This is a genomic window from Sphingomonas sp. PP-F2F-G114-C0414, assembly GCF_003688595.1.
Taxonomy (GTDB): domain Bacteria; phylum Pseudomonadota; class Alphaproteobacteria; order Sphingomonadales; family Sphingomonadaceae; genus Sphingomonas.
Genome location: NZ_RCWT01000015.1, coordinates 1 through 19,399, shown reverse-complemented (window position 1 = coordinate 19,399; position 19,399 = coordinate 1). Strand labels below are relative to the sequence as shown.

Sequence of the window (19,399 nt, the reverse complement as noted above, 5' to 3'; positions counted from 1 at the left end):
TCCGCGCTCCCGACCTACGCCCGTCATCCTGACGAAAGTCAGGATCCAGAGTAACAGTCCGCATCGTTCGTGGCTCTGGATCCTGACTTTCGTCAGGATGACGGATGGGGCGTATCAAACGTGGGTTAAGGTAAGCCCGTCCGCCCCGATCACCACCGCCACGCTGCGATAATCGACGATCGTAGGGTGCGACATCGCGACACCATGCGAGTGCGTGGCCGTGATCACGAGAACATCCGCCCCCGCCGCTTCGCCCGCCGCGATCCCGGCGGCGGCATCCTCGAAAACCAGACAATCCGCCGCCGTGACGCCGAGCCGCTCGGCTGCGACTAGAAAGCAGTCCGGTGCGGGTTTGCCGTTGGGGATGTCGTCAGCAGCGATCATCGTTGCAGGCATCGGCAGGCCGGCGGCCTTCAACCGCACTTCGGCGAGCGCGCGCGGGGCGGACGTGACGATCGTCCAGCGTTCGGGGGGCAGGCTTGCCAGAAACGCGGCTGCGCCGGCGATCGGTTCGATGTCGCCGACGTCCAGCATCTCCGCCGCGGTGATCGCTGCGGCTTCCGCGACCGGGTCGACGCCGGGAAGGTTCAGCCGTCGGACCGTCTCGACCGATTGAACGCCGTGGATCGTCGGTACGAACGTCGCGGCGTCTAGGCCATGCGCGATCGCCCATTTGGTCCAGGTGCGCTCGGCGGACGCGATCGAGGTGAGGATCGTGCCGTCCATGTCGAACAGGAAGGCGGCGTAGGTGCGGGTCGGGAGAGTCATGCGGGTGCTCGTGGGGGAGGTTTGTGGGTTGGGCAAGGCGGTTTGGTTCAGCTCTCTGCACCACCCCGGCGAAGGCCGGGGCCCAATTGGCATGTCCGAGGTAACGGCGCGCCGCCCTTAACCAGAACCGTCCCCCAATTGGGCCCCGGCCTTCGCCGGGGTGGTGGTAGTTCTGATAGTGGCGGCAGCAAAAACCTGCCACACAAAGAAAAGGCCGCTCCGGTTTCCCGAAGCGGCCTGTATTCCTGTACCAAGCCGAAGCTTAGATGTCGTCGCCGAGTGCGCCCTTGACGCTGCCCTTGACGTTCTGCGCAGTGCCCTTGGCCTGCTGCGCTTCGCCTTCGGCTACCAGCTTCTCGTTGTCGGTTGCCTTGCCGACGGCTTCCTTGACGTTGCCTGCAACCTTGTTGCCTGCTGCTGCGACCTTGTCGGTGAACTCGCCCATCAGAGCCTCCACTTGCTATGCGAACCCGCCAACCGGGCCGCTTGAACTTGCAGAGGTATAACGGCCGTCTTTACCGTGGGTTCCGTGACGTTTGCGTCATGACCTATGTTTCAAATCAATCCCGCCAATGGACTCGAAGGATCGGCATAACGACGCTGCCCCATCCGCCCGGCAAGGTATGCCAGACGCCCCGATTCGACCGCGGCCTTCATCGCCGCCGCCATCATCAACGGGTCCTTCGCCTCGGCAATGGCCGTGTTCATCAGCACGCCGTCGCAGCCGAGCTCCATCGCCACTGCGGCATCGGAGGCGGTGCCGACTCCGGCGTCGACCAGCACGGGCACCCCTGCCCCCTCGACGATCAGGCGGATCGTCACGCGGTTCTGGATGCCGAGCCCCGAACCGATCGGTGCGCCGAGCGGCATGATCGCGACCGCGCCCGCGTTCTCGAGGCGCTTGGTGGCGATCGGATCGTCGACGCAATAGACCATCGGCTTGAAGCCTTCGTTGGCGAGGATCTCGGTCGCGCGCAGCGTCTCGACCATGTCAGGATAGAGCGTCTTCGCCTCGCCGAGCACTTCGAGCTTCACCAGTTCCCAGCCGCCCGCCTCGCGCGCCAGTCGCAGCGTGCGAATCGCCGATTCGGCATCGAAGCAGCCCGCGGTATTGGGGAGGTAGGTGATCTTCTTCGGGTCGATGAAGTCGGTCAACATCGGCGCGTTGCGATCGGACACGTTGACGCGGCGGACGGCGACGGTGACGATTTCCGCGCCAGAAGCCTCGACGGCCGCGGCGTTCTGCGCGAAATCCTTGTACTTGCCGGTGCCGACGATCAGTCGCGACTTGAAGGTCTGACCTGCGACGGTCCAGCTGTCCTCATGGTCGCCGCCGCCGACGAAGTGGACGATCTCCAGGTCGTCGCCGTCCTCGACCATCACGTCCGCCAAGGTCGAGCGAGGCACAACCTCCATGTTCCGCTCGACCGCGATCTTCTCCGGTACGAGCCCCAGTTCGGTCGCGAGTCCCGCGAGGCTCAACCCGGCAGTCACGCGCTTGTGTTCGCCGTTGACGGTAATGGAGGCGGTACCATCGGAGTGGGGCATGCAAAACTTTCCGTTCGTTGCGAGCCCCTCGACATGGCTCGGGACAGGCTGATCGAGAAACCACCCGTCCGCTGCCGGTCTCATGTCTCGACTTCGCTCGACACGAACGGGTAAGGGTGGGACGACGCATATAGGGGGTCGTTCGCAGCCCCCGCAACTAGGAGCTGCCCTTGCCCGATACCGTCACTGCGACAGTGTTCGTCCTGAACGGCCCCAACCTCAATCTGCTGGGAACGCGCGAGCCGGAAATCTATGGCGACGAGACGCTCGACGACATCGCCGGGATGCTGGAGGACCGCGCCCGCGAGCTCGACTTGGAGATCGACATGCGCCAGTCGAATCACGAGGGGCACCTCGTCGACTGGATCCAGGAGGCGCAGGCGCGCGGTGCCAAGGCCGTGATCCTCAACGCGGGTGCGTTCACGCATACCTCGGTCGCGGTGCACGACGCGATCAAGGGCGTTAAGACGCCGGTGATTGAAGTGCATCTTTCCAATCCCCACAAGCGTGAATCGTTCAGGCATGTGAGCCTGGTCGGGCAAGCGGCGAAGGGGACGATCGCGGGTTTCGGCGCGCTTTCGTATCTGCTCGCGCTTGAAGCCGTCGCACGGTTCTGACAGGAGGCCCCGCCATGAACGATACACCAGATACAACAGGCGCAATGCAGGTCGATGTGACCCTGGTGCGCCAGCTCGCCGAACTGCTCGACACCACGCAACTGACCGAGATCGAGGTCGAGGACGGCTCGCGCCGGATACGCGTCGCGCGCAAGGCCGCCCAAGCGGCACCCGTCGCGCATTACGCGCAGGCCCCAGCCGCTGCCCAAGTGGCACCGCCGCTTGCGATCCCGCAGGCCGAGGTCGGCGCGTCCGCCCCCGCGATCAGCGCGAGCGCGGTCAAGTCGCCGATGGTCGGCACCGTCTATCTCGCCGCCAATCCCGAAGCGAAGCCGTTCTCGACGGTCGGCCAGAAGGTCAATGCGGGCGACACGCTGCTGATCATCGAGGCGATGAAGGTGATGAACACGATCGTCGCGCCGTCGGCCGGCACCGTGACCGCGATCCTGGTCGAGAACGGCCAGCCGGTCGAGTTCGACCAGCCGCTGGTCGTGGTGGAATAATGCCGCAGATCAAGAAGCTGCTCATTGCGAATCGCGGCGAGATCGCGCTTCGGATCCACCGTGCCTGCCACGAGATGGGTATCAAGACGGTCGCGGTGCACTCGACCGCCGACGCCGACGCGATGCACGTCCGGCTCGCGGACGAGGCGATCTGCATCGGACCGCCGTCCGCCGCGGACAGCTATCTGAATATCCCGAACATCATCTCGGCCGCCGAAATCTCGGGCGCGGACGCGATCCATCCGGGTTACGGCTTCCTCAGCGAGAACGCGCAGTTCGCCGAGATCGTCGAGCTGCACAACATCCTGTTCGTCGGGCCGAAGCCCGAACACATCCGGACGATGGGCGACAAGGTCCAGGCAAAGCGCACCGCGGGCGCACTCGGGCTGCCGCTCGTCCCCGGGTCTGACGGCGCGATCAGCGACATCGCCGAGGCCAAGCGCATCGCCGAGGACATCGGCTATCCGGTGATCATCAAGGCGGCGTCCGGCGGCGGTGGTCGCGGGATGAAGGTCGTCAACGATCCCGACGATCTCGAAACGCAGATGCAGCAGGCCGGCAGCGAGGCGAAGGCCGCGTTCGGCGACGCCACCGTCTACATGGAAAAGTACCTCGGCAATCCGCGGCATATCGAATTCCAGATCTTCGGCGACGGTGAGGGTAACGCGATCCACCTGGGCGAGCGCGACTGCTCGTTGCAGCGCCGCCACCAGAAGGTGCTCGAGGAAGCGCCCTCGCCGATCATCACCGCCGAAGAGCGCGAGCGGATGGGCGGGATCGTCGCCAAGGCGATGGCCGACATGGGCTATCGCGGCGCGGGGACGATCGAGTTCCTGTGGGAAGCGGGCGAATTCTACTTCATCGAGATGAACACCCGGCTCCAGGTCGAGCATCCGGTCACAGAGATGATCACCGGGCTGGATCTCGTGCGCGAGCAGATCCGCGTGGCCGAGGGGCATCCGCTGACGCTCCGCCAGGAAGACGTCCAGTTCCGCGGGCATGCGATCGAATGCCGCATCAACGCCGAGGACCCGCGCACGTTCGCGCCGTCGCCGGGGCTGGTGAAGGTGTATCACGCGCCGGGCGGGATGCATGTGCGCGTCGATAGCGGGCTGTATGCGGGGTATCGCGTGCCGCCTTACTACGATTCGATGATCGCCAAGCTGATCGTCTATGGGACGACCCGGCAGGGTGCGCTGCGGCGACTGCGGCGTGCGCTCGAGGAGATGGTGATCGAAGGCGTCACGACGACGATCCCGCTGCACCGTGCGTTGCTCGACGATCCTGAGTTCCAGGAAGGCGCGTACACGATCAAGTGGCTGGAAGAGTGGTTGGCCAAGCAGGGGGCGTAGGTACGATGTCGCGGTGGATGTTGCTTGCCGTTCCGGTCCTGCTGGCTGCGGGACCGGCATCCCCCGATCCGGTCGAGGGATTGGCCGGGCGCTATTACGCCCAGTTTGCCAACGGCACGGTGACCGGCGAAAAATACACCGGCGAGAATGTCGTCGAGATCGTGCCCGTAGCTGCGAACGCAGCCTATGTCCGCGCGCATCTCGATTTCTTCAACGGTCATCAGTGCGACATCTCTGGCATCGCGACGTCCCGCGGGGCGACACTCGTCTATCGCGACCTCGAAACGCCGTTACCCGGAGAACCGGCGTGCGTGCTCACCGTCTCGCATGTCGAGTCGTCGCTCAAGCTCGATGACGGCAATCGGGGGTGCAGCACCTATTGCGGCGCACGGGGAAGCCTGACGGACATGAGCGTGCCGTTCGCGAGCCGCCGCCCGATCCGGTACATGCCGCGTCTCAAGGCATCCGAGCAATATCGGCGTGCTATGACGGAATGGCGGACGCGGAAGCCGACATCGTGAAGGCGACGATCTACCACAACCCGCGCTGCTCGAAGTCCCGCGAGGCGCTTGCGCTGCTGCAAGAGGCAGGAGCGGACGTCACGATCGTCGAATACCTCAAGAACCCGCCCTCCCGCGCGGAACTTGTCCGCCTTTACGACCGGGCCGGCATGACGCCGCGCCAGGGCCTTCGCATGGCGGAGGACGGCGCCAAGGCGGTCAAGCATGGTGAGGCCGAGGCGATCCTCGATGCGATGATGATCGATCCGCTGTTGATCGAGCGCCCACTGGTCGAGACCGACAAGGGCGTCCGGCTCGGCCGCCCGATCGCGCGGCTGCACGAAATCCTGTGATCGGCTCCCCTGCCCTTACATTGCGCACGCACCGGCCAGGTGCCGCAATTTCGGGCAGTGAAATCAACGATATTCCGCGGTTGCCCGAGGGCGCCGCGGCTGGCACGCTTGGTGCAAGGCGCCCTTCAGGGCGTAAACTGGACCCGCAAGGGCGTACAGCTCGTCCGAAAGGGCGAGGGTTTCAACAATCGGGGGCGTACCTGTGAAAAAGATCGAAGCCATCATCAAGCCGTTCAAGCTGGATGAGGTGAAGGAAGCGCTGCACGAGATCGGCGTGAGCGGCATCACCGTCACCGAAGCCAAGGGCTTCGGCCGGCAGAAGGGCCACACCGAACTGTACCGCGGCGCGGAATATGTCGTCGATTTCCTGCCCAAGGTGAAGCTCGAGGTCGTCGTCGAGGACGGACTCGCGCAACGCGTTGTCGAAGCGATCGCCGCGGCGGCGCAGACCGGCCGGATCGGCGACGGCAAGATCTTCGTCATCCCGGTCGAGAGCGCGCTTCGCATCCGCACCGGCGAGCGTGACGACGACGCAATCTAGGTCTTACCCACGCATAGGGCGTTGACGACGAGTGACGACATCGTCATTTGACGCAGCGCAACATTGTGTGGAAATCCCGTTCCATACCGCAATTAGATTCCCCGCATGATGCGGCGGAAGTCTCAAAAACGAAGGGCAAGCATCATGGCGAATTCGGCCTCCGACGTTCTACAGATGATCAAGGACCAGGAGATCGAGTGGGTCGATCTGCGGTTCACCGATCCCAAGGGCAAGTGGCAGCATCTGACGATGGTCGCGAGCCTGATCGGCGAAGACGAGCTGACCGACGGCCTGATGTTCGACGGCTCGTCGATCGAGGGCTGGAAGGCGATCAACGAGAGCGACATGACGCTCAAGCCCGATCTCGACGCGGTCTATGTCGATCCGTTCTCGGCGACGCCGATGATGATCCTGATCTGCGACATCGCCGATCCGTCGACCGGCGAGCTGTACGCGCGCGATCCGCGCTCGACCGCCAAGCGCGCCGAGGCGTATCTGCTGACCACCGGCGTCGGCGACACCGTGTATGTCGGCCCCGAAGCCGAATTCTTCATGTTCGACGACGTCCGCTTCGAGAACAGCTATTCGACGAGCTACTACAAGATCGACGACATCGAGTTGCCGGGCAATTCGGGTCGCGAGTACGAGGGCGGCAACCTGGGGCATCGTCCACGCGCCAAGGGCGGGTACTTCCCGGTCGCACCGGTCGACAGCGCCGTCGACATCCGCGGCGAGATGGTCTCGACGATGATCGAGATGGGCCTTCCCTGCGACAAGCATCACCACGAAGTCGCGGCCGCACAGCATGAGCTGGGCCTGACCTTCGGCACGCTGACGCAGACCGCGGATCGCATGCAGATCTACAAGTACGTCGTCCATCAGGTCGCGCATGCGTACGGCAAGACCGCGACGTTCATGCCGAAGCCGATCAAGGAGGACAACGGTTCTGGGATGCACACGCATTTCTCGATCTGGGAAGGCAAGACCCCGCTGTTCGCCGGCAACGGCTATGCGGGCCTGAGCGACATGTGCCTGTATTTCATCGGCGGCATCATCAAGCACGCCAAGGCGGTCAACGCGTTCACCAACCCGTCGACCAACAGCTACAAGCGCCTCGTCCCCGGCTACGAAGCACCCGTGCTGCTCGCCTATTCGGCACGTAATCGCTCGGCATCGTGCCGCATTCCGTACGGCACCGGCCCCAAGGCGAAGCGCGTCGAAGTGCGTTTCCCGGATGCGTTGGCAAACCCGTATCTCGCTTACGCGGCGCTGATGATGGCCGGCATGGACGGCATCCTCAACAAGATCCATCCGGGCGAAGCGATGGACAAGAACCTGTACGACCTGCCGCCGGCAGAGCTCGCCCAGGTCCCGACCGTCGCGGGTTCGCTCCGCGAGGCGCTCGAATGCCTGCTCGCCGATCACGACTTCCTGCTGAAGGGCGACGTGTTCTCGAAGGACCAGATCGAGAGCTATGTCGAGATCAAGTACGCTGAGGTCGCGCGTTGGGAGATGACGCCTAGCCCGGTTGAATATGACATGTACTACAGCGGCTGAGCCGTGCGGGCCGCACGGCGGTGCGCAAAAGCGCACAGCCGCTGTCGGCCGGCGTCGCGGGTAGCGACGACCGACGGCGTGGCTTTGCCACGTCGCTGAATGAGAATAGGGCGCGCGGGCCAATCCGGGCGCCCTTTTTCTGTCAGGCCTAACGAACCCTCTTCCCGGTGCGTTCAATGGGAGGAGAGATCAGGCCGGCGCCCCTTCCGTCATTCCCGCGAAGGCGGGAACCCATACTGGCTGACGGCGCGATCGAAGCGCGAGTGCTCGAGTTTATGGATCCCCGCCTGCGCGGGGATGACGATGGGGTGTAGGCCGAAGTGCGCCCGCGCCAAGCTTGTTTCCCCGCGAAGGCGGGGACCCAGTCTGGGCTCCCGCCTTCGCAGGAGAACAAGAGGAGGTAGCCTCGATTAACTTCGTGCGTCGGGTTCGATTGATCGACTGCTTTCGCCACCCATATCTCATCGGCGACGCACAGCCCCAAAACCCCAAGGAACACCCGTGACCGAAGACAGCGGCAACAGCGCCGGACGCGCGATCCCCAGCGGCCGCCTCGCCCGTCTCGGAGTCTTCGGCAAACTCGCGGGCGGTGTCGCCGGCGGAGTCGTCGCCGAAGGCGCCCGCCGCCTCGCCAACGGAGAACGCCCCAAGATCGGCGACCTCCTCCTGACCCCCGCCAACGCCACGCGCGTCGCCGACCAGCTGTCCCACCTCCGCGGCGCCGCGATGAAGCTGGGGCAGATGATCTCGATGGACGCGGGCGACATGCTCCCGCCCGAGCTCGCCACCATCCTCGCCCGCCTGCGCAACAACGCGAACCACATGCCGCCGCAGCAGCTCGACCGCGTGCTTGCCGCCGAATGGGGCAAGGACTGGCGCCGCAAATTCGCGCATTTCCAGGCGCACCCGGTCGCCGCCGCCTCGATCGGCCAGGTCCACCGCGCGCGCTTGCCCGACGGCACCGAACTGGCGATCAAGGTCCAGTATCCCGGCGTGAAGGAGAGCATCGACGCGGACGTCGACAACGTCGCGACGCTGCTGCGTGTGTCGGGCATGCTCCCCAAGTCGCTCGACATCGCGCCGTTGCTCGACGAGGCGAAGAAGCAGCTCCACGAAGAGGCCGATTACCTCCGCGAGGCGCAGATGCTCGCGCGCTACGGCGAGTTGCTGGCCGACCAGCCGCAGTTCGTCGTCCCCACGCTCTACTCCGAGCTCACCATGCCACGCGTCCTTGCAATGAGCTTCGTCACCGGCGTGCCCGTCGAGACGCTGGAGACCGCGCCGCAGGACGTCCGCGACCGCGTGATGCACGACCTGATCTCGCTCGTGTTGCGCGAACTGTTCGACTGGCGGCTGATGCAGACCGATCCGAACTTCGCCAACTATCGCTGGCAACCCGAGACCCAAAAGCTCGTCCTGCTCGATTTCGGCGCCGCCCGCCCCCTCCCCGTCGAAACCGGCGAAGGCTATCGCCGCTTGCTCACTGCAGCCCTGGCCGGCGACCGCGACGCAGTCCGCGAAGCTGCGATCGCCGCGGGTTTCCTCGGCGAAGCGGCCGTGCTCCAGCACCGCGCACTGGTCGACCGGATGATCGACGTCATCCTCGTCGAACTCGCCAATCCCGGCCCGTTCGACTTCGGCGACCGCGCCTTCGTCGGCGTGCTCCGCGAACAGGGCACCGAGATCGCGCGCGACCGCGATACCTGGCACCTGCCCCCGATCGACACGCTGTTCGTCCAGCGCAAGATCAGCGGCACCGCGCTGCTCGCCGCCCGCCTCAAGGCCCAAGTCGACGTCCGCGCGTTGATCCAGCATTCCTTCGGCGAAGCAACGCTCTAGGCCGCCACCGATCCTCCCGTATAAGGTGGGGATGACCAGTCCGACCGCGCCCGTGCCGCTGCAATCCATCGTCATCGTCGGCGGCGGCACCGCGGGCTGGATCGCCGCCGCGATGCTCGCACGGTTCGTGCCCCGCACGACGACAATCCGGCTGGTCGAATCCGACGCGATCGGCACGGTCGGCGTCGGCGAGGCGACGATCCCGCAGATCCGCCTGCTCACCGCCGCGCTCGGGATCGATGAGAACGCGATGCTCGCCGCCACACAAGGCACGTTCAAGCTCGGCATCGAGTTCGTCGACTGGACCGGCTGCGGCAGCCGCTACATGCACGCGTTCGGCGCGGTCGGGCGCGGCCTGGGCGTCGTCCCGTTCCATCATCACTGGCTCCGCGCTCGCAGCGAAGGCCAAGCCGCACCGCTTGGCGACTATGTCGCCAGCGCGCGGGCGGCGGCGGACGCGCGGTTCGATCGCCATCCGGACCTCGCCTACGCCTATCACTTCGACGCAACATTGCTGGCGCGCTGGCTGCGCGGCTTGGCCGAAGCTAGCGGCGTCGACCGGATCGAAGGGCGGATAGTCACCGCACAGCGCGGTGGCGAAACTGGGGATCTGACAAGCGTCACGCTGGACGACGGCCGCACAGCCGAGGGCGACTTCTTCCTCGACTGCTCGGGCTTTCGCTCGCTCCTCCTCGGTGAGGCGCTGGGTGTCGCGTTCGAGGACTGGTCGCACTGGCTGCCCTGCGACCGTGCGATGGCGGTGGCCTGCGAGGCGACCACGCCGCTGCTTCCCTATACGCGAGCCACCGCCCAGCCGGTCGGCTGGCAGTGGCGGATCCCGCTCCAGCACCGCACCGGCAACGGCCTGGTCTATGCCGCCGCGCATCTGTCCGACGACGAGGCGACGGCGCGGCTGCTGGCCAACCTCGACGGCGCGGCGATCGGCGAACCCCGCCCGTTGCGTTTCGCCACCGGCAAGCGCGCGACCTTCTGGGAACGCAACGTCGTCGCGCTAGGCCTTGCCTCGGGGTTCATGGAGCCGCTCGAATCGACCAGCATCCACATGGTGCAGTCAGCGGTGGCGCGGCTGTTGTCGCTGTTCCCGTCGACCGGCGACAATGCCGCCGCGCGGACCGCGTACAACCACCAGACGCATGTCGAATATGACACCGTCCGCGACTTCCTGATCCTCCATTACCACGCCAATCGCCGCCCGGAACCGTTCTGGCAGCGGTGCCGCGACATGGCGCTGCCCGACCGCCTGGCCGAGAAGATCGCGCAGTTCCGCGCCGCCGCGATTCTGACGCAGGACGTCGCGGATTTGTTCACCGAACCGGCCTGGCTCCAGGTCATGATCGGTCAGGGGATAAATCCCGTCACATGGTCGCCACTCGCCGAGGCGCTGTCGCCGGACCAGCTCGCCGGGTTCCTCGCCGATATCCGTGACCGGCATGCCGCTACGGCCCGCGCGCTTCCGGCGCATGCTGACACCGTCGCGCGGCACTGCACAGCGAAACGCTAGCAAGCGGCCTCCTCATCGCCGCGCCACAACATTAAACCAGCATTAGAAGTGCCCTACACGCGATTCTTAAATCCGTAACCGGCGCGCCACGACTGCCCCTTATCGCGCCCATCAAGGCAAAGGTGTCTGAAAAGGGAAATCTCGATGTTGAATGCAGCAAGCCTGCGCGTGCGGTTGCTGGCCGGCGCCGCGCTGACGATGGCGATCGCCTCGCCAGCTCTCGCGCATGCCGACCCGGCAATCGCCAAGGACGCCGCCGCGACCGCGCCTGCCGCGACGCCGACCGATCCAGCCGATCCGGCAGCTGCGCCCGCCGCCGATCCCGCCGACCAGACAGGTCTGGGCGAGATCGTCGTCACCGCGACCAAGCGCGAGACGAACCTGCAGAAAACGCCGATCGCGATCAACGTGCTCAACAGCCAGGCGCTGACCGATCGTCACGTCCAGAGCCTCTACGACCTCGCCGACGGCGCGGTGCCGTCGTTGCGCGTCGCAACGTTCGAGGCGCGCCAGTCCGCGCTGACGATCGGCATCCGCGGCATCGTGCCGCTCGACGCCAACCAGCCCGCGCGCGAGCAGGGCGTCGGCATCTATATCGACGGCGTGTATCTGGGTCGCCAGCACGGCCTGAACGCCGCGCTGTTCGACGTCGACCGGATCGAGGTCCTGAAGGGCCCGCAGGGCACGCTGTTCGGTCGCAACACCGAAGGCGGCGCGCTGAGCATCGTCACCAAGGGCCCGAGCGGCAAATGGGGCGGAAGTGCGACCGCAGGCATCGCCAATTACGGCGGCTATAACGGCGCGTTGCGACTCGACCTTCCCGAAGTCTACGGCGTGTCGCTGAAGCTCGACGGCGTCGTCCAGTATCAGGGTGCGACCACCAAGAACCCGCTCGTCGGCCAGACCGGCTTCAACTATTACGATCGCCGCGGCTTCAAGGCGACCGCGCGGGTCCATCCGATCTCCGGCATGACCGCCGACTTCAGCTATGACAACGGCTACGACTCGAACAGCCCGTTCTACAGCCAGCTGCTGAACTTCAATCCGAACGCGTGCAAAGCGGGCGCACAGGCGGCGTCCTCCGCCTGTGCCCTGCCCGGCACGAACTACGCGACGCTCACCGGCAGCGTGAAGCCGTTGCCAAGCCAGGTCGTCATCAACGGCAACAGCCGCGCGAAGGTCGCCGACATCGGCGTGCCGCAGCAGCCGAGCATCGACAAGACGCACGGCTTCACGTCGAACATCCGCTGGGATGTCGCGCCCGAAATCGAACTCCGCTCGATCACCGCATGGCGCGGCGTGAACGCGACGCAGTACGATAACAGCGGCGGCTATCACCGCGTCCCCGTCGTCGCCGCGGGCTGCACCGGCACCGCGTGCAACTTCAGCCGCTACAGCCTTGCCGATCTCCACCAGAACCAGTTCAGCCAGGAATTCCAGGCTGTCGGCACGGTCGGCCAGTTCGACTATGTCGCGGGACTGTACTATTTCAACGAACACATCAGCGACGACGCCGCCACGCCGAACTCGCTGGCGTTCAATTCGACGCTGTCGACGATTTCGGTTCTCGATCCCTGCACCGGCTCGGGCGGTTTCGGATCGCAGCCGGGTTGCCGCTCGATCGATCGCGCGTCGGAAGTCTTCTCCAAGAGCTATGCAGGCTACGGCCAGGTGACGTGGAACGCGACCGACGCGATCCACCTGACCGCCGGCGGTCGCTATACGCGCGACGAAAAGCAGGGCGTGCTGCATTATTCGCGCAACCTGAACTATGACACGGCGTCCGCGGCACAGCTGACCGCGGCGGGCTACAAGCCGCTCGACGCCACCTGGAACCGCTTCAATCCGATGGCGACGCTCGCCTATGACGCCAGCGACTCGGTGCACCTCTATGCGAAATACGCGACCGGCTACCGTGCCGGCGGTGCCAGCTCGCGCACGTCGAACTACCAGACGTTCAATCCCGAGGACGTGAAGTCGTACGAGATCGGCGCCAAGACCGATTTCTGGAACCATCGCGCGCGCCTGAACCTTGCTGGCTACATCATGGACCGCAAGAACAGCCAGGTCGACATCAGCTCGATCCAGACGACCGCATCGGGCAGCTTCAACAACCTCGTGACGATCAATGCGCCCGGCATCACCAAGATCCGCGGAATCGAGGCGGACCTCACCGTGCAGCCGGTCACCGGCCTGACGCTGACCGCGGGCTATGCGTACACCTACACCAAGATCCCGCCCGTGCTGATCGCGTCGACCGGCGTGTACCAGAACTTCTACATCGTGTTCACGCCGCGCAACGCCGCCAACGGCTCGATCGACTACACGATGCCCGTTGGCGACATGGACCTGAAGTTCCACCTCGACGGCAACTATTCGCAGGCGACGCAGACCTTCGATCAGTTCGCCACCAAGAACGATCCGGCGTTCATCGCCAACGCCCGCCTCGCCCTGGCGAACATCCAGGTCGGCGGCAGCAACGCGGTGACGATCTCGGCCTGGGTCCGCAACCTGTTCGACAAGCAGTATGTGTTCCGCCGCGATCCGTCGAACAGCCTGCCGGGCGCCCCGACGACGAACACCGCCTCGGGCAGCATCAGCAACGTCCTTGGCGACTACGGCAACTTCAACGCGCCGCGCACCTACGGCATGGAGGCTTCGGTCAAGTTCTGATCGGGCTTGCCGCGTAGAACTGGAAACCCGGGCAGGCGCTGAGCCTGTCCGGGTTTCGTCGTTTCAGCCCTCGGGCAGCGCAATGACGACGCGCAATCCGGGGGCCGCGTCTTCGAGTGCGATCGTGCCACGATGAAGCCGGACGATCGCCTGGATCAACGGCAGGCCGAGGCCATGACCTTCGTCGTGGCGGCTGGCGTCGAGCCGTCCGAACCGCCGCAACGCCAGCTTGCGCTGATCCACCGGGATGCCGGGGCCGGTATCGGTCACCGTCAGCATGGCGGTCCTGCCGGTGGTCGCGATGCCGATCTCGATGCGTGTGCCGGGCGGCGTATGGCGAAGCGCGTTCTCGATGAGGTTCACGAGCATCTGGCCGAGCAGGTGCCGATCGCCGAGGATTTCGGCCGGCCCGGCAGTATCCAGAGTCATCGTCCGATCGCCATCGGCGACCACCGGCTGCATCATCGTCGCGACCTCGTCGGCCAGCGCCGCCAGATCCAGCGCTGCGAACGCCGCACGGCGATCGCCACCCTCGACCTCCGCGATCCGCAGCATCGCCGCGAACATCTCGAGCAGCTCGTCGCTCATCGCGACCGCCGCTTCGAGATCGTCGCGCTGCGCGTCCGTCTCGGCGCGACGCAACGACAGCGCCAGCTGGCTCTTCAGCCGGGCGAGCGGCGTGCGCAGGTCATGCGCGATGTCGTTGGAGACGTTGCTGATGCTCGCCATCAGCTCCGATATCCGGTCGAGCATCCGGTTGAACGCCATCGCCTGCTGCGCGAACTCGCCGCCCGACGGGTGGATCGGCACGCGGCGTGCCATGTCGCCGTCGATGATCGCCTCGACCGTCCGCCGCATCTCGCCGATCCGTCGCCGGATCGTGACGACGAAGACCAGCATGCCGGCGATCACGATCAGCACGATCGATCCGAATCCCAGAAGATAGATTCGCACGCGCGCCGCGTTATAGTCGTCGAACGGTTCCGTTTCGGCGATCGTCGTGAGCGTCATGCCGCGGCCGACATCACGGACCAACGCACGCCCCGCCGAAAGACCGGCGATCCGATCCTTCACCGCGACCGTCGAGAAACCGAGCGGCAGGCGGCGCAGCTTGGCGATGTTGCCACCCAGCCGCCGGCCGTCCGTGTCGAGCAGCAGGAAGCCGATATCGCCGGTATCGCGCTCCTGCGTCGCCGCGTTGATCCGGCGGACGAGTTCCTCGGGACTGCGATCGCCGAACGTGCCGGCGACCTCGTCGCTCACGGCTTCGATCCGACGATCGACCAGCCGTTCGATCGTCTGCTGCGTTACCGTATGGATCGCGAACCCGGTACCGATCGTCGCGACGAGGAACGCCAGCACGAACGCCAGCGTCAACGCGCGCAGCGACCGGAACCGCATCATCCGCGCAGCATATATCCGACGCCGCGTACCGTGAGGATCGGGTCGCTGCCCCCTGCCGCGGTCAGCTTGACGCGCAGGTGGCGGACATAGACGTCGACGATGTTGGTGGTCGGCGCGAAGTCGTATCCCCAGACCCGCTCGACCAGCATCGCCCGGGTCAGCACGGCATCGGCGTTGGCGACGAACTCGCTCAGCAGCTTGAACTCGAGCTTGCCGAGATCGAGTGCGATCCCGTCGCGCCATGCGCGGAACTTGGTCGGGCTAACGACGATATCGCCCGCTCGGATCGTATCGGCACTTCCCCCGGTCCAGCCGCGCCCGCGGACGACCGCGGCAAGACGGGCGCTGAGTTCGGCAGCGGCGACCGGCTTCACCACGTAATCGTCGGCGCCCGCCTCGAGACCCTCGACCTTCTCGACCGAGCGGCCGAGTGCGGTGAGCATGATCACCGGCAGCGTCATGTTGCCGCCGCGCAACCGCTCGAGCACCGCCATGCCGTCGACCTTGGGCAGCATCCGATCGAGCACCACCGCGTCGAACGGCGCGCTGTCGACCGCCGCCAGCGCCTCGCGGCCATCGACCGCGACCGTCACGCAGTGATCGAGCCCACGCAATTCCTCCGCCAAAGTCTGCGCGAACACCGCATCGTCCTCGACCAGCAACAGATTCAAGCTCATCGTCATCTCGCCGAAAGGGGGCGTTCGCCGTACCGCGATTCGCCCCCGAGGCAAACCACCGGCTTATTCGGGGAGCAAGAGCGTGCTGCCCCAGGTCTTGCCGCTCTCGACCGCGCGGTGCGCGTCGGCGGCATCTTCGAGCGCGAAGGTCTGGCCGATCTCGGGTGTGACCGCGCCGCTGTCGAGCATCGCGAACAGGCGCGCGATGCCGGCCTGCTTCTCCTCCGGCGTGGCGTAATAGTCGAACAACGTCGGGCGGGTTACGAACAGCGAGCCTTTCCGTGCGAGCAAACCGATGTTGACGCCATCGACCACCCCGCCGGCATTGCCGTAACTTACGATCAGTCCGCGCTTGGCCGCGCTGTCGAGCGAGGCGTTCCACGTCGCGCCTCCGACGCCGTCGAGCACGATCGGGACGCCCTCACCGTCGGTGATCTCGCGAACGCGCGCGGCGATGTCCTCGGATTTATGGAGGATGACGTGATCGGCGCCGGCCTTCCGCGTCCGCGCCGCCTTGTCCTCGCTGCCGACGCTGGCAATGACCGTCGCGCCGATCGCCTTCAGCCAGCCAACGAGGATATGACCGACCCCGCCTGCTGCGGCGTGGACGAGGACGGTCTGGCCCGCCTGCACCCTGGCGCAACGCTCGACCAGGAACTCGGCAGTGGTACCCTTGAGCAGGATCGCCGCAGCCGTCTGATCGTCGAGCGTGTCGGGCAATTTGAACAGCTGGTTCGCGGGCAAGTTGCGCTCGGTCGCGTAGGCGCCGCGCGACGGGCCGAACGTGCCAACGCGGTCGCCCGGCGCGAAGTCGGTGACGCCCTCTCCGACCGCCATAACCACGCCCGCCGCTTCGCTGCCAAGACCCGAGGGCAGGTCGATCGGGTACACGCCGCTGCGGTGGTACGTGTCGATATAGTTCAACCCGACCGCGGTGTTGCGCATCCACACCTCGCCCCTGCTAGGCGGGGGCAACTCGACGTCGCGCCACTGGATGACCTCGGGACCGCCGGCCTTCTCGATGAATGCCACTCTCGCCATGCCGGCCTCCTGATGAATTTCCCGGTCAACCTACGGCATGCGTTTCGGGTTGCAACCGATCTCCGGCGAGCCCATTCCTGCGCAAGACAAGATGCGGAGAGGCACGATGAAGAGCTATTTGCAGCAATATATCAACGGCGCTTGGGTCGATAGCGCGGGCGGCACCGTCTATCAGGTGATCGACCCGTCGACAGAGCAGCCCTGCACCGAGATCACGCTGGGCACCGCCGCCGATGTCGACAAGGCCGTGGCTGCGGCGCGCTTGGCGTTCGAGAGCTGGAGCCAGACCAGCGTGCAGGAGCGCCTCGACGTGCTCGGCCGCATCATGACCGAGTACAAGGCGCGGATGCCCGATCTGGCGAAGGCCATGTCGCAGGAGATGGGCGCACCGATGGCGCTCGCCTCGATGGCGCAGGCCCCCACCGGGCTCGCGCATTTCGCGGCGACCGCGAAGGCGCTGGCGGCGTTCGAGTTCTCCGAGACGATCGGCAAGGCGACCGTCGTGCACGAGCCGCTCGGCGTCGTCGCGATGATCACGCCGTGGAACTGGCCGCTGAACCAGATTTGCGCGAAGGTCGCCCCTGCCCTCGCGGCGGGTGACACGATGATCCTGAAGCCGTCCGAGGAAGCGCCGTCGTGCGCGGTGATCCTGGCTGAGATCATGGACGCGGCGGGCGTGCCGGCGGGGGTGTTCAACCTCGTCAACGGCGACGGACCGGGCGTCGGCGCGGCGCTGTGCGCACACCGGGATGTCGACATGGTGAGCTTTACCGGCTCGACGCGCGCCGGAATCGCGGTCGCACTGGCCGCGGCACCAACCGTGAAGCGCGTGCATCAGGAGCTTGGTGGCAAGGCGGCCAACCTCGTGCTGGAAGGCTCTGATCTCGCTGCGGTATTGCCGCCGACGGTCGCAGGGGTGCTCGCCAATTCGGGGCAGAGCTGCATCGCGCCGACGCGCCTGCTCGTCCATGCAAGCCAGGTTGCCGAGGCAACTGCGATCGTGAAGTCCATGATGGAGCAGACCAAGGTCGGCGATCCCGCCGAGATGGGCCAGCACATCGGCCCGGTCGTCAACAAGGCGCAGTTCGACAAGATCCAGGGGCTGATCCAGTCGGCGATCGACGAAGGCGCGACGCTGGTGACGGGCGGTGTCGGGCGTCCGGATGGGCGTAATGCGGGGTATTACATCCAGCCTACGCTGTTTACCGACGTGCGTCCGGACATGCGGATCGCGCAGGAGGAGACGTTCGGGCCGGTCGCGACGATCACGTCGTATGCCGATCAGGACGAGGGCATCCGCATCGCCAACGCGACCGAATACGGGCTGTCGGCGACGATCTCGGGCGATCCGGCAGCGGCAGCGAAGGTCGCACCGAAGCTGCGCGCGGGGCTGGTGACGATCAACTCGTGGAGCCCGGACATCGGCGCGCCGTTCGGGGGGTACAAGCAATCGGGCAACGGTCGTGAGAACGGGCGCTATGGGCTGACCGACTTCATGGAGGTGAAGACGATCACCGGCCTTCCCGGTGACACGCGTCAAGGAAAGCCGGCCGAAGCCGGGGCTTAAGGTTTACGCCAGCTTCTTGTGGGGGGCTCGTCAGGCACGAACCCCCGTCATCCTGACGAAAGTCAGGATTCAGAGCCACGAAGGCTGCCTGTAGTAACCCTGGATCCTGACTTTCGTCAGGATGACGGGCGGGGTGACGGGTGCGCCAGCCTAGTCGAGGTTTGGACGAAGCCAGCGTTCTGCGGTCTTCAGGTCTGCGCCACGGCGTGTGGCGTAGTCCTCGAGCTGGTCGCGGCCGACGCGGGCTACCCCGAAATACTCCGCCTGCGGATGACCGAAATAGAAGCCTGATACGGCGGCGGTCGGGAACATCGCGAAACTCTCCGTCAGTTCCAGCCCGGTCGCGGTCGGCGCGTCGAGCAGGTCGAACAGGATCGGCTTGAGGCTGTGGTCCGGGCAGGCGGGATAGCCCGGTGCGGGGCGGATGCCGCGATACTGCTCCTTGATCATCGCCTCGTTGGTGAGCTGTTCGTCGGGTGCGTAACCCCAGAGATCGGTGCGGACATGCTTGTGCAACCGTTCGGCGAAGGCTTCGGCGAAGCGGTCGGCGAGTGCCTTCAGCAGGATGTCGTTGTAATCGTCATTGTCCGACTTGAAGCGGGCGATGTGGTCGTCGATGCCGTGGATACCGACTGCGAAACCGCCGAACCAGTCGTCCTGCGTGTCGACGAAATCGGCGAGGCACATGTTGGCGCGGCCTTCGCGCTTGGCGATCTGCTGACGGAGCATGGGGAGACGCACCTCTGCCTGCTCCCTCTCCCCTGCGGGGAGAGGGTCGGGGTGAGGGGCTGTTCCGGGCGCTGCACTGCTTGGCAGCCCCTCACCCCTACCCTCTCCCCGCAGGGGAGAGGAAGCAGAAGGCGCTTCCTTCTTCAGGATATTGGCGGCGCGCTTGTAGCCGGCGAGCAGGTTCGTGCCGTCCTCGGTGGTCACGAAC

The 19,399-nt window shown here is 65.8% G+C and carries 18 protein-coding genes; 11 read left to right on the top strand and 7 right to left on the bottom strand.

Going from position 1 to position 19,399, the window contains the following annotated elements:
* Positions 1 to 114: 114 nt before the first annotated feature.
* From C8J47_RS17035 to thiS, 3 genes are all read right to left on the bottom strand, one after another.
* Positions 115 to 768: an HAD-IA family hydrolase gene (locus tag C8J47_RS17035; RefSeq protein ID WP_121886678.1), complete on the bottom strand. Its 654-nt coding sequence runs from the start codon at positions 766 to 768 to the stop codon at positions 115 to 117.
* Positions 769 to 1,030: 262 nt separating this feature from the next.
* Positions 1,031 to 1,213, bottom strand: coding sequence for a CsbD family protein (locus C8J47_RS17030; RefSeq protein ID WP_056050734.1), 183 nt, complete (start codon positions 1,211 to 1,213; stop codon positions 1,031 to 1,033).
* A gap of 110 nt (positions 1,214 to 1,323) precedes the next feature.
* On the bottom strand, positions 1,324 to 2,316 hold the full coding sequence (gene thiS / locus C8J47_RS17025) for a sulfur carrier protein ThiS (RefSeq protein WP_121886677.1): 993 nt from the start codon (positions 2,314 to 2,316) through the stop codon (positions 1,324 to 1,326).
* A gap of 170 nt (positions 2,317 to 2,486) precedes the next feature.
* Between thiS and aroQ the strand changes: the two genes are divergently transcribed.
* From aroQ to C8J47_RS16975, 10 genes are all read left to right on the top strand, one after another.
* Positions 2,487 to 2,933 (top strand): type II 3-dehydroquinate dehydratase, encoded by a 447-nt coding sequence (aroQ, locus tag C8J47_RS17020; protein WP_121886676.1) that lies wholly within the window; start codon positions 2,487 to 2,489, stop codon positions 2,931 to 2,933.
* Positions 2,934 to 2,947: 14 nt separating this feature from the next.
* Complete coding sequence (accB, locus tag C8J47_RS17015; protein ID WP_121886675.1) at positions 2,948 to 3,436, top strand: acetyl-CoA carboxylase biotin carboxyl carrier protein; 489 nt, start codon at positions 2,948 to 2,950, stop codon at positions 3,434 to 3,436.
* Positions 3,436 to 4,788, top strand: coding sequence for an acetyl-CoA carboxylase biotin carboxylase subunit (accC, locus tag C8J47_RS17010; protein WP_056050740.1), 1,353 nt, complete (start codon positions 3,436 to 3,438; stop codon positions 4,786 to 4,788). The genes accB and accC overlap by 1 nt, the downstream gene beginning before the upstream one ends.
* 17 nt (positions 4,789 to 4,805) lie before the next feature.
* Entirely contained in the window at positions 4,806 to 5,309 is a 504-nt protein-coding gene (locus C8J47_RS17005) for a hypothetical protein (RefSeq protein ID WP_147454354.1), read from the top strand.
* Positions 5,306 to 5,641, top strand: coding sequence for an arsenate reductase family protein (locus C8J47_RS17000; RefSeq protein ID WP_121886787.1), 336 nt, complete (start codon positions 5,306 to 5,308; stop codon positions 5,639 to 5,641). Before C8J47_RS17005 ends, C8J47_RS17000 begins: the two co-directional genes overlap by 4 nt.
* A gap of 202 nt (positions 5,642 to 5,843) precedes the next feature.
* Entirely contained in the window at positions 5,844 to 6,182 is a 339-nt protein-coding gene (locus C8J47_RS16995; protein WP_055875939.1) for a P-II family nitrogen regulator, read from the top strand.
* A gap of 144 nt (positions 6,183 to 6,326) precedes the next feature.
* Positions 6,327 to 7,739 carry a type I glutamate--ammonia ligase gene (glnA, locus tag C8J47_RS16990; RefSeq protein ID WP_056050744.1) on the top strand — a complete coding sequence of 471 codons (1,413 nt, stop codon included), beginning with the start codon at positions 6,327 to 6,329 and terminating at the stop codon, positions 7,737 to 7,739.
* Between the two features lie 501 nt (positions 7,740 to 8,240).
* Complete coding sequence (locus tag C8J47_RS16985) at positions 8,241 to 9,578, top strand: AarF/ABC1/UbiB kinase family protein (protein WP_121886673.1); 1,338 nt, start codon at positions 8,241 to 8,243, stop codon at positions 9,576 to 9,578.
* Between the two features lie 31 nt (positions 9,579 to 9,609).
* A complete protein-coding gene (locus tag C8J47_RS16980; protein WP_121886672.1) occupies positions 9,610 to 11,100 on the top strand; it encodes a tryptophan halogenase family protein in 1,491 nt (496 codons plus the stop codon).
* Positions 11,101 to 11,244: 144 nt separating this feature from the next.
* Entirely contained in the window at positions 11,245 to 13,773 is a 2,529-nt protein-coding gene (locus C8J47_RS16975) for a TonB-dependent receptor (protein ID WP_121886671.1), read from the top strand.
* A 63-nt stretch (positions 13,774 to 13,836) separates the two neighbouring features.
* Here the strand turns inward: C8J47_RS16975 and C8J47_RS16970 are convergent, their stop codons facing one another.
* The 3 genes from C8J47_RS16970 to C8J47_RS16960 all read right to left on the bottom strand — a co-directional run bounded on the left by C8J47_RS16970 (position 13,837) and on the right by C8J47_RS16960 (position 16,895).
* Positions 13,837 to 15,177: a HAMP domain-containing sensor histidine kinase gene (locus tag C8J47_RS16970; RefSeq protein WP_310886141.1), complete on the bottom strand. Its 1,341-nt coding sequence runs from the start codon at positions 15,175 to 15,177 to the stop codon at positions 13,837 to 13,839.
* A complete protein-coding gene (locus C8J47_RS16965; protein WP_183129156.1) occupies positions 15,174 to 15,854 on the bottom strand; it encodes a response regulator transcription factor in 681 nt (226 codons plus the stop codon). Before C8J47_RS16965 ends, C8J47_RS16970 begins: the two co-directional genes overlap by 4 nt.
* A gap of 63 nt (positions 15,855 to 15,917) precedes the next feature.
* On the bottom strand, positions 15,918 to 16,895 hold the full coding sequence (locus C8J47_RS16960; RefSeq protein WP_121886670.1) for a quinone oxidoreductase: 978 nt from the start codon (positions 16,893 to 16,895) through the stop codon (positions 15,918 to 15,920).
* A 106-nt stretch (positions 16,896 to 17,001) separates the two neighbouring features.
* Here C8J47_RS16960 and C8J47_RS16955 point away from each other — a divergent pair, with 106 nt between their 5' ends.
* The gene (locus tag C8J47_RS16955) at positions 17,002 to 18,462 is read left to right on the top strand and encodes an aldehyde dehydrogenase family protein (protein ID WP_121886669.1); all 1,461 of its coding nucleotides are present in this window, start codon (positions 17,002 to 17,004) and stop codon (positions 18,460 to 18,462) included.
* Between the two features lie 150 nt (positions 18,463 to 18,612).
* On the opposite strand, the gene C8J47_RS16950 is transcribed toward C8J47_RS16955, so the two are convergent.
* A partial coding sequence (locus C8J47_RS16950; protein WP_310886140.1) for a vitamin B12 dependent-methionine synthase activation domain-containing protein occupies positions 18,613 to 19,399 on the bottom strand: 787 nt, incomplete at its 5' end.

Coding starts and splice junctions, on each gene's coding strand:
- C8J47_RS17035 (WP_121886678.1), bottom strand. CDS start 768: ATGACTCTCCCGACCCGCACCTACGCCGCCTTCCTGTTCGACATGGAC.
- C8J47_RS17030 (WP_056050734.1), bottom strand. CDS start 1,213: ATGGGCGAGTTCACCGACAAGGTCGCAGCAGCAGGCAACAAGGTTGCA.
- thiS (WP_121886677.1), bottom strand. CDS start 2,316: ATGCCCCACTCCGATGGTACCGCCTCCATTACCGTCAACGGCGAACAC.
- accB (WP_121886675.1), top strand. CDS start 2,948: ATGAACGATACACCAGATACAACAGGCGCAATGCAGGTCGATGTGACC.
- accC (WP_056050740.1), top strand. CDS start 3,436: ATGCCGCAGATCAAGAAGCTGCTCATTGCGAATCGCGGCGAGATCGCG.
- C8J47_RS17005 (WP_147454354.1), top strand. CDS start 4,806: ATGTTGCTTGCCGTTCCGGTCCTGCTGGCTGCGGGACCGGCATCCCCC.
- glnA (WP_056050744.1), top strand. CDS start 6,327: ATGGCGAATTCGGCCTCCGACGTTCTACAGATGATCAAGGACCAGGAG.
- C8J47_RS16980 (WP_121886672.1), top strand. CDS start 9,610: ATGACCAGTCCGACCGCGCCCGTGCCGCTGCAATCCATCGTCATCGTC.
- C8J47_RS16975 (WP_121886671.1), top strand. CDS start 11,245: ATGTTGAATGCAGCAAGCCTGCGCGTGCGGTTGCTGGCCGGCGCCGCG.
- C8J47_RS16970 (WP_310886141.1), bottom strand. CDS start 15,177: ATGATGCGGTTCCGGTCGCTGCGCGCGTTGACGCTGGCGTTCGTGCTG.
- C8J47_RS16965 (WP_183129156.1), bottom strand. CDS start 15,854: ATGAGCTTGAATCTGTTGCTGGTCGAGGACGATGCGGTGTTCGCGCAG.
- C8J47_RS16960 (WP_121886670.1), bottom strand. CDS start 16,895: ATGGCGAGAGTGGCATTCATCGAGAAGGCCGGCGGTCCCGAGGTCATC.
- C8J47_RS16955 (WP_121886669.1), top strand. CDS start 17,002: ATGAAGAGCTATTTGCAGCAATATATCAACGGCGCTTGGGTCGATAGC.